This is a genomic window from Mycobacterium sp. E3305 (genome assembly GCF_001666785.1).
GTDB lineage: Bacteria > Actinomycetota > Actinomycetes > Mycobacteriales > Mycobacteriaceae > Mycobacterium.
In genome coordinates, this window is record NZ_LZJA01000011.1 from 1 (window position 1) to 8,355 (window position 8,355).

At 70.0% G+C, this 8,355-nt stretch carries 8 protein-coding genes; 5 read left to right on the top strand and 3 right to left on the bottom strand.

All coding sequences use genetic code 11. The annotated features are described in order from the left end of the window. Together A5701_RS01465 and cofC are read right to left on the bottom strand one after the other, a co-directional pair. On the bottom strand, nucleotides 1-1,787 hold a 1,787-nt coding region (locus A5701_RS01465; RefSeq protein ID WP_231972743.1), incomplete at its 3' end, for an RNA degradosome polyphosphate kinase. An 88-nt stretch (nucleotides 1,788-1,875) separates the two neighbouring features. After that, on the bottom strand, nucleotides 1,876-2,529 hold the full coding sequence (gene cofC, locus A5701_RS01470; RefSeq protein ID WP_067747768.1) for a 2-phospho-L-lactate guanylyltransferase: 654 nt from the start codon (nucleotides 2,527-2,529) through the stop codon (nucleotides 1,876-1,878). Nucleotides 2,530-2,642: 113 nt separating this feature from the next. Here cofC and A5701_RS01475 point away from each other — a divergent pair, with 113 nt between their 5' ends. Next, on the top strand, nucleotides 2,643-3,662 hold the full coding sequence (locus tag A5701_RS01475; RefSeq protein ID WP_067747772.1) for an NAD(P)H-dependent glycerol-3-phosphate dehydrogenase: 1,020 nt from the start codon (nucleotides 2,643-2,645) through the stop codon (nucleotides 3,660-3,662). Between the two features lie 70 nt (nucleotides 3,663-3,732). Then, entirely contained in the window at nucleotides 3,733-4,845 is a 1,113-nt protein-coding gene (locus A5701_RS01480; RefSeq protein WP_067747774.1) for a D-alanine--D-alanine ligase family protein, read from the top strand. Here the strand turns inward: A5701_RS01480 and A5701_RS01485 are convergent. Further along, on the bottom strand, nucleotides 4,842-5,414 hold the full coding sequence (locus tag A5701_RS01485; protein ID WP_067747776.1) for a DUF3515 domain-containing protein: 573 nt from the start codon (nucleotides 5,412-5,414) through the stop codon (nucleotides 4,842-4,844). The genes A5701_RS01480 and A5701_RS01485 overlap by 4 nt on opposite strands. 156 nt (nucleotides 5,415-5,570) lie before the next feature. Between A5701_RS01485 and A5701_RS01490 the strand changes: the two genes are divergently transcribed. From A5701_RS01490 to A5701_RS01500, 3 genes are read left to right on the top strand one after another with little or no spacing between them, the layout of a single operon-like run. Next, entirely contained in the window at nucleotides 5,571-6,533 is a 963-nt protein-coding gene (locus A5701_RS01490; protein WP_067747778.1) for a thiamine-phosphate kinase, read from the top strand. 39 nt (nucleotides 6,534-6,572) lie between these two features. After that, a complete protein-coding gene (locus tag A5701_RS01495; RefSeq protein ID WP_067747780.1) occupies nucleotides 6,573-7,256 on the top strand; it encodes a uracil-DNA glycosylase in 684 nt (227 codons plus the stop codon). A 5-nt stretch (nucleotides 7,257-7,261) separates the two neighbouring features. Beyond that, on the top strand, nucleotides 7,262-8,188 hold the full coding sequence (locus tag A5701_RS01500; protein WP_067747782.1) for an NADP-dependent oxidoreductase: 927 nt from the start codon (nucleotides 7,262-7,264) through the stop codon (nucleotides 8,186-8,188). The last annotated feature ends 167 nt before the right edge of the window (nucleotides 8,189-8,355 follow it).

An 8,355-nucleotide genomic window follows, 5' to 3' on the forward strand; every position in this document is an offset into this window, starting at 1 on the left:
TCGTCGACGAACAGGTCATCGATGCGCTGTATCGCGCATCGATGGCGGACGTGCGGGTGGAGGTGGTGGTGCGCGGCGATCTCGCGCTCCACACGGTCGATGATGCCGGTGCGAATGCCGTGCGGGGCGACCAGAAGGTTGCGGTAGGAGACCTTGCGCGAGTAGCCGGTCAGCGAATTGAAGAGGTCGGTCAGGTCGGCCCCGATCTCGGGAGACGCCGTCAGCAGCCCGACGTCCTCGTAGAGTCGCGCCGTCTTTCCGTTGTAGTTGCCGGTGCCGATGTGGCAGTAGCGCCGGATCGTCGAACCCTCGCGGCGGACCACGAGGCAGGTCTTGCAGTGCGTTTTGAGTCCGACGTATCCGTAGACGACGTGCACGCCAGCCTGCTCTAGCTCGCGCGCCCAGCGGATGTTGGCCTGCTCGTCGAAACGCGCCTTGATCTCCACGAGCGCCACCACTTGCTTGCCTGCCTCGGCGGCGTTGATAAGCGCTCGCACGATCGGCGAATCACCGCTTGTGCGGTACAGCGTCTGCTTGATCGCCAGCACATTCGGGTCGGCGGCCGCCTGTTCGATGAATCGCTGCACGCTGGTCGAGAACGACTCATACGGATGATGAAGCAGCACATCGCCTTCGCGCAGCGTCGCGAAAATGCTTCTCGGCGTCTCGCGGTCGACGAAGGCGGGGCTGGTGGCGGGGACGAAAGCCGGGTCTTTGAGCGCCGGCCGGTCGATGCTGTAGACCTGCCACAACGACGACAGGTCCAGCAGGCCTGGCACTTCGATGACGTCGCCGGGGTTCACGTCCAGTTCGCGCAGCAGCAATTCCAGCATGCTCTCGGTCATGTCGTTGGCGACCTCGAGTCGCACCGGTGACCCGAACCGCCTGCGCGCCAACTCCCGCTCCAGCGCCTGCAGGAGGTCTTCGTCGCGGTCCTCTTCGACCTCGTAGTCAGCGTTGCGGGTGATGCGGAACGCGTGGTGCTGGACGATCTCCATGCCCGGGAACAACACCGGCAGGAAGGCCGCGATCAGCTCTTCCATTGGCAGATAGCGGATTATGGCGGGACCCTCGCCGTCGTCCGGATGTCCGGGGCCGCGCAGTTCGACGAAGCGATCCACGTTGTTGGGCACCTTCACCCGCGCGAAATGCTGGCCGCCCTCCTCGGGTTGGCGCACCATGACCGCCAGGTTCAGGCTCAACCCACTGACGAAGGGGAACGGGTGCGCGGGATCGACCGCGAGGGGGGTCAGGACGGGGAAGACTTGTTCGTGGAAATAGGTCGACAGTTCGTCGCGCTCACCCTGATCCAAATCGGCCCACGTGACTATATGTATGCCTTCCTCGGCGAGCGCCGGTCGCACCGAATCGAGGAAGACCCGCGCGTGCCGGGTCGCGATCCGTTGCGTCTGCTCACCGATGAGGGTCAGTTGCTCGCGCGGGGTCAGTCCGTCGGCGGACCGAACCGACAGACCCATCTCGTCGCGGCGCTTGAGGCCGGCGACGCGGACCATGTAGAACTCGTCGAGGTTGGACGCGAAGATGGCCAGGAACTTGGCCCGTTCCAACAACGGCAACGAGTTGTCGTCGGCCAGGGCCAGCACGCGGGCATTGAAGTCGAGCCAGCTCAGCTCGCGGTTGAGGTAGCGGTCCTCCGGCAGGTCGGTGAGGGCGGACGGCGTCGCGGCGGGCGGCGCTGCCACGGCCGAGTCGCCTTGATGCCACAAGTTCTGGTCGGGGCGTGCCTCAGCTTCGGTTTCAGTCACCCTGCGATCATCGCCTATCACTCGCCGATGCTGCTAGCGCTCGACGGACATCCATTCGCCGTTGGGACGACGTTCATCGCGAGGACAGGTTCGCCGGTCCGCGCCGATGTCACTGATGGGCGAGGGCGCGCGCGGTCGCGGCGCCCACCCCGAGGCGGCGCGCGGCGGCGAGATCGTCGGGAGTGTCGACGTCGCAACGCAGCCCCGGCCATGCGCCGGTCAGTTCGATCGCACCCGAACGTCGATGCCGCGCCGACGAATCGGCGCCGAACTGCGGATCGAGTGGGGCGCCGAACGCGAACAGGGCGGCGGTTCCCGTCGCCAGCCGGTCGGCGACGAAGCTGCGGCGGTGCTGCCGCGCGGCGGCGATCGCCTCGGCCAGCTCCTGTGTCTGCAGCGCGGGTAAATCGCCTTGCAGCACAACGATATTCGGTAAGAATCCGCCCACGGCCCGTTCCGCGGTGGCGATGGCGTTGTTCAGCGGGTCGCCGTGCCCGTCGGGCGTCGGGTCGGCCAGCACCTCGGCCCCCAGCTCCGTGGCCGCCGCGGCCGCGGCGTCGTCGGGCGTGACGACGGTGATCGAGCCCAACGCATCAACGCGTCCCGCCGCGGTCAGGGTGTCGATCAGCATGGCGAGCACCACGCCCTCCCTGGTGCGTGCCGAAAAAACGGGGGCCAGCCTGGTCTTGGCCGCGGCCAACCGCTTGACGGCGACGATCAGGGCGACGTCCTTGCCCGCTTCGTCGGCTCGTGTGCCGCTCATGAGATCTCATCCTGCCAGCGACCGCCGACGGCGGACGCGCTAGCTCGCGTGAGCTCCGCTGATCTAGGGTGTAGCGGCTGCAACTCGCTTGGGAAGACAGACGGGGGTGGTGGATGACCGGCTCGCAGGGCGCCGTCGCGGTGATGGGTGCCGGGGCGTGGGGCACGGCGCTGGCCAAGGTGCTCGTCGAGGCCGGGGAGCCGGAATCCGACGTCACGCTGTGGGCGCGCCGGTCCGACATCGCCGACCAGATCAACACCACCCGGTCCAATCCCGACTATCTGCCCGGCGCAACGCTGCCGCCGGGCATCCGTGCGACCACCGACGCGGCGGAGGCGCTGGCCGGCGCCACGACGGTGCTGTTGGGCGTGCCCGCGCAGACGATGCGCGCCAACCTGGAAGGGTGGGCACCGCTGGTGCCCGACGGCGCCACCCTGGTCAGCCTGGCCAAGGGCATCGAGCTGGGCACCCTGATGCGGATGAGTCAGGTCATCGTGTCGGTGACGGGGGTGGACCCGGCTCAGGTCGCGGTGGTTTCGGGGCCGAACCTGGCCAGCGAGATCGCCGAATGCCAGCCCGCCGCCACGGTCGTCGCGTGCAGCGACTCCGGTCGCGCCGTCGCGCTGCAGCGCATGCTCAACACCGGGTACTTCCGCCCCTACACCAATAGTGATGTCGTCGGCACCGAGATCGGCGGGGCGTGCAAGAACGTCATCGCGCTCGCGTGCGGCATGGCGGCCGGCGTCGGGCTCGGGGAGAACACCGCGGCGGCGATCATCACCCGCGGCCTGGCCGAGATCATCCGGTTGGGGATAGCGCTCGGCGCCAAGGGCGCCACGCTGGCCGGCCTGGCCGGGGTCGGCGACCTGGTGGCGACGTGCACGTCGCCGCAGTCGCGGAATCGGTCCTTCGGCGAACGCCTGGGCCGCGGCGGCACCATGGAGTCGGCCATGCAGGCCGGCGGCGGCCACGTCGTCGAGGGCGTGACGTCGTGCGAGTCGGTGCTGGCGCTCGCGTCCAGTTACGACGTCGAGATGCCGCTCACCGACGCCGTGCACCGGGTCTGCCACAAGGGCCTGTCGGTGGACGAGGCGATGGCACTGTTGCTCGGCCGCCGGACCAAGCCCGAGTGACCGCCATCGAAACCGCAGCCAGCGGCGCCGCCCGGCCCGAGCGCCGCGCAACCGGTAGCCTCTTTAGGTTGTGAGTGCCAGCGGGAATCGCGTGCGCGTCGCCGTCGTCTTCGGCGGGCGCAGCAACGAGCACGCCATCTCGTGCGTGTCCGCGGGCAGCATTCTGCGCAACCTCGATCCCGAGCGGTTCGAAGTGCTGGCGATCGGCATCACCCCGGAGGGATCGTGGGTGCTCACCGACGGCGACCCGGACGCGCTGGCCATCAGCAACCGGGAGCTGCCCGAGGTGACCGCGCAGTCGGGCACCGAACTGGCCCTGCCGGCCGATCCGCGCCGCGGCGGCCAACTGGTCGCCCTTTCGCCGGGGGCCGGCGAGGTCCTGGCGTCCGTCGACGTGGTGTTCCCGGTGCTGCACGGCCCGTACGGGGAGGACGGCACTCTGCAGGGCCTGCTGGAACTGGCCGGGGTGCCCTATGTCGGGGCCGGCGTGCTGGCCAGCGCGGCGGGCATGGACAAGGAGTTCACCAAGAAGCTGTTCGCTGCCGAGGGGTTGCCGGTCGGCGCGTACGCGGTTCTGCGCCCGTCGCGGTCGACGCTGCAGCCCGAGGAGCGCGAGCGGCTGGGTCTGCCGGTCTTCGTCAAACCCGCGCGGGGCGGCTCGTCGATCGGGGTCACCCGGGTGGCCAGCTGGGACGACCTGCCGGCCGCCGTGGCGGCCGCGCGCCGGCACGATCCGAAGGTGATCGTTGAGGCGGCGATCACCGGCCGCGAGCTGGAGTGCGGCGTGCTCGAAATGCCCGACGGCACAATCGAAGCCAGCACGGTGGGCGAGATCCGTGTGGCAGGAGTGCGGGGACGGGAGGATTCGTTCTACGACTTCGCCACGAAATATCTCGACGATGCAGCCGAATTGGATGTGCCGGCTAAGGTGGACGACGACATCGCGGATGCCATCAGGGATTTGGCGGTCCGGGCATTCAAGGCCATTGACTGCCAGGGCCTGGCCCGGGTCGATTTCTTCCTCACCGATGACGGACCGGTGCTCAACGAAATCAATACGATGCCCGGGTTCACCGCGATCTCGATGTACCCGAGGATGTGGGCGGCCAGCGGCGTGGACTATCCCACCCTGCTGGCGACCATGGTCGAGACGGCGTTGGCCCGCGGGGTGGGTTTGCGCTAACCGGCGGGCGCCGGGTTGATGGGCACCGCCGCGATGGTGCGGTCGATCAGTTCCGAGAGCTGCTGGATCGGCGTCGGGCCCGACCCCGACGGCAGCGTGAGCGCGACATACACCGGCCGATCCACCGTGTACCAGCTCGACCTGCCCGCGTCACCGGCGGACTGCTGTTCGGGATGCACCTCGAACCACTGCACCCGGTCGACGACCTGGATCGGAGAGCCCACCACGAACTCGGCGGGGCGGTCGAGCCCGCAGCGCAGCACCAGGGGCTCGCTGTCCGGTCCTGCCCGCCACGCGGTGGCGCCCTGGGGCGCAGGCTGTGCGACGGGCGCGCGTTGATAGTCGCCGAGCCGCTGAGGCAGCGCCCCGGCCAGCGCCCGGCATGCGGGGCTGTCGGCCTGGGGTGCCGGGGCCGCGGGGACGGCGACCGGTTGCGGCGGCGCCTGGCGGTTGGCCGCGATCACCAGGATCACCCCGATCGCGACGACGGCCACGGCGACCGCGGCGATGATCAGCGCGGGCGGCGGCCCCTCGTCGACGGCGGGGCGGGTATCGGGGTCGGTCGTCACCGCCCGCGCACCTCCTATCTCGGGCCGCGAGCGGTCCGCATCGGGACAGGGCTCTAAACTGGCGCGGGCCGCTCGCGCGGGCAGTAACCCAACTTACCGCAGGTCGGCGGCTCCGATAGTGGCCCGGACAGGGCGGGACGCGCCGGAGGAGGTGGCGTGGGCGACGACGGATCGAATTCCACACTGCAGCAGCTCGGTGAGTTCGCGGTGATCGACCGATTGGTGCGCGGTCGCCGGCAGCCGGCCGCGGTGGTGGTCGGGCCGGGCGACGACGCGGCGGTGATCCAAGCCAGGGACGGCCGCACCGCGGTGTCGACCGACATGCTGGTGCAAGACCGGCACTTTCGGCTGGACTGGTCGAGTCCGCACGACGTCGGCCGCAAAGCCATTGCCCAGAACGCCGCGGACATCGAGGCGATGGGCGCGCGGCCCACGGCCTTCGTCGTCGCCTTCGGCGCCCCCGGCGACACACCGACCGCCGCCGTCGACGGGCTGGTCGGCGGGATGTGGGACGAGGCGCACCGCATCGGCGCGGGCATCGCCGGCGGCGATCTCGTCAGCTGCCCACAGTGGGTGGTCTCCGTGACGGTGCTGGGCGATCTGGACGGGCGCGCTCCGGTGCTGCGGTCCGGCGCCAAGGCGGGATCGGTGATCGCGGTCGCCGGCGAGCTGGGCCGCTCGGCGGCCGGCCTCGCGTTGTTCGGCAAGGGTGTTGAAGGTTTCGACTCGCTGCGCCGCCGGCATCTGGTGCCCCAGCCGCCCTACGGTCAGGGCGTCGCGGCGGCGGCCGGGGGAGCGCAGGCGATGATCGACGTCTCCGACGGCCTGGTCGCCGACCTCAGGCACGTCGCCGAGGCGTCGGAGGTGGCGATGGATCTGTCGACCGCTGCGCTGGCCGCGGACCACGACGCGCTGACCGCGGCCGGCAACGCGGTGGGGGCCGACCCGTGGTCGTGGGTGCTGGGCGGCGGCGAAGACCACGCCCTGGTGGCCTGTTTCGCCGGCCCGGCGCCGGCCGGGTGGCGAATCATCGGGCGGGTCCTCGAGGGCAAGGCCGACGTGCTCGTCGACGGACAGGCGTGGACCGGCTATGCGGGCTGGCAGTCATATGACGGTTAGGGTGGCGCGGTGAGCGTCGATGCTACGAAAGGACCGGCGATGACGGCGCGGCCGTTGACTGAACTCGTCGAGCGGGGCTGGGCCGCCGCGCTGGAGCCGGTGGCGGATCGGGTGGCCGCCATGGGCCAGTTCCTGCGGGCCGAGATCGCCGCCGGGCGCAAGTACCTGCCGGCCGGCCAGAACGTGCTGCGCGCCTTCACCTTTCCGTTCGAAGACGTCCGGGTGCTGATCGTCGGGCAAGACCCGTACCCAACGCCGGGACATGCAGTGGGACTGAGCTTTTCGGTTGCCCCCGACGTGCGTCCGCTGCCGCGCAGCCTGGCCAACATCTTCGACGAATACTCCGCCGACCTCGGCCATCCGCAGCCCTCGTGCGGTGACCTGACACCGTGGGCCCAGCGCGGGGTGATGCTGCTCAACAGGGTGCTCACCGTGCGGCCGAGCAATCCAGCCTCGCACCGGGGCAAGGGCTGGGAAGCGGTGACCGAGTGCGCGATCCGCGCGCTCGCGGCGCGTTCGCAGCCATTGGTGGCGATCCTCTGGGGCCGCGACGCGTCCACACTGAAACCGATTCTGGCCGAAGGCAATTGCGTGGCCATCGAGTCCCCGCATCCGTCGCCGCTGTCCGCCTCTCGGGGGTTCTTCGGGTCGCGTCCGTTCAGCCGCGCCAACGAACTGCTGACGGGTATGGGCGCCGACCCCATCGATTGGCGGCTGCCGTGACCGAGATGACCGCATTGCGGGCCCACCACCGGGGCGGCCCGGAACAACTCGTGGTCGAGCGGGCGCCCGTACCGGTTCCCGCCGCGGGTGAAATTCTGGTGAGCGTCCACGCCGCGGCCATCACGTTCGACGAGCTGACCTGGGACGAGACCTGGACCCGAGACGGTGTGAGCCGCACACCGGTGATCCCGTCGCACGAAGTCTCGGGCGTCGTTCGCGAGGTGGCCGCGGGTGTGGCGGATTTCGCGCCCGGCGACGAGGTGTACGGGCTGATCCCGTTCGACCGCGACGGCGCCGCGGCCGAATTCGTCTGCGCCCCCGCGGCCGACCTGGCTGCCAAGCCGGCGACGGTGTCGCACGTCGTCGCCGCCGCGTTGCCGCTGGCCGGCCTGACAGCCCTGCAGGCGCTGGCCGATCACGCGAACGTGCGGGCCGGCGAGGACGTGCTGGTGCATGGCGGCGCGGGCGGGGTGGGCGCCTTGACCGTTCAGCTGGCCGTGATGCTGGGCGCGCGTGTCACCGCGACCGTGCGCAGCGACGCCGGCGAACTCGTCCGCGGGTATGGCGCCGCCCGGGTGATCGACGTCCGCACCGAGACATTCGACGACGCCGCCTACGACGTCGTGATCGACACCGTCGGCGGTGAGACGTTGGACCGGTCGTTTCCCGTGCTGCGCCCTGGTGGTCGGCTGGTCACTCTGTCGGCTCCGCCGCCGGCGGGCAGGGCCGACGAATACGGCGTCACGGCAACCTTTTTCATCGTCACGCCGGACCGCGACCAGCTGAGGAAGCTCGCCGCGTTGGTCGACGGTGGACGGTTGCGCGTCGACATCGCGGAGACCTTCCCGCTCGAGCGGGGCCGCGAGGCGTTCGAAAGCGGCCGGCGCCCGGGCCATCGCCCCGGCAAGACGGTCATCGTCGTCGGCGACTAGGGCGTTTCGGCGCGATTGCTTTGTAATCCCTTGTGCCACTTTGGTTTCTTTAGTCACAGAGCGGGCTTTTTTGTCGGTGGGGGTTTCTAGGTTTGAGGTATGGAGGCCAGTCGTGAGGAGATCGTCGACGCTATCGACGCGCTCGACGGCGACGCGGACCGCCTGAC

What these genes read in the sequence shown, in the direction of transcription:
- cofC (WP_067747768.1), bottom strand. Translation starts at nt 2,529, where the DNA reads ATGAGCGGCACACGAGCCGACGAAGCGGGCAAGGACGTCGCCCTGATC.
- A5701_RS01475 (WP_067747772.1), top strand. Translation starts at nt 2,643, where the DNA reads ATGACCGGCTCGCAGGGCGCCGTCGCGGTGATGGGTGCCGGGGCGTGG.
- A5701_RS01495 (WP_067747780.1), top strand. Translation starts at nt 6,573, where the DNA reads ATGACGGCGCGGCCGTTGACTGAACTCGTCGAGCGGGGCTGGGCCGCC.
- A5701_RS01500 (WP_067747782.1), top strand. Translation starts at nt 7,262, where the DNA reads ATGACCGCATTGCGGGCCCACCACCGGGGCGGCCCGGAACAACTCGTG.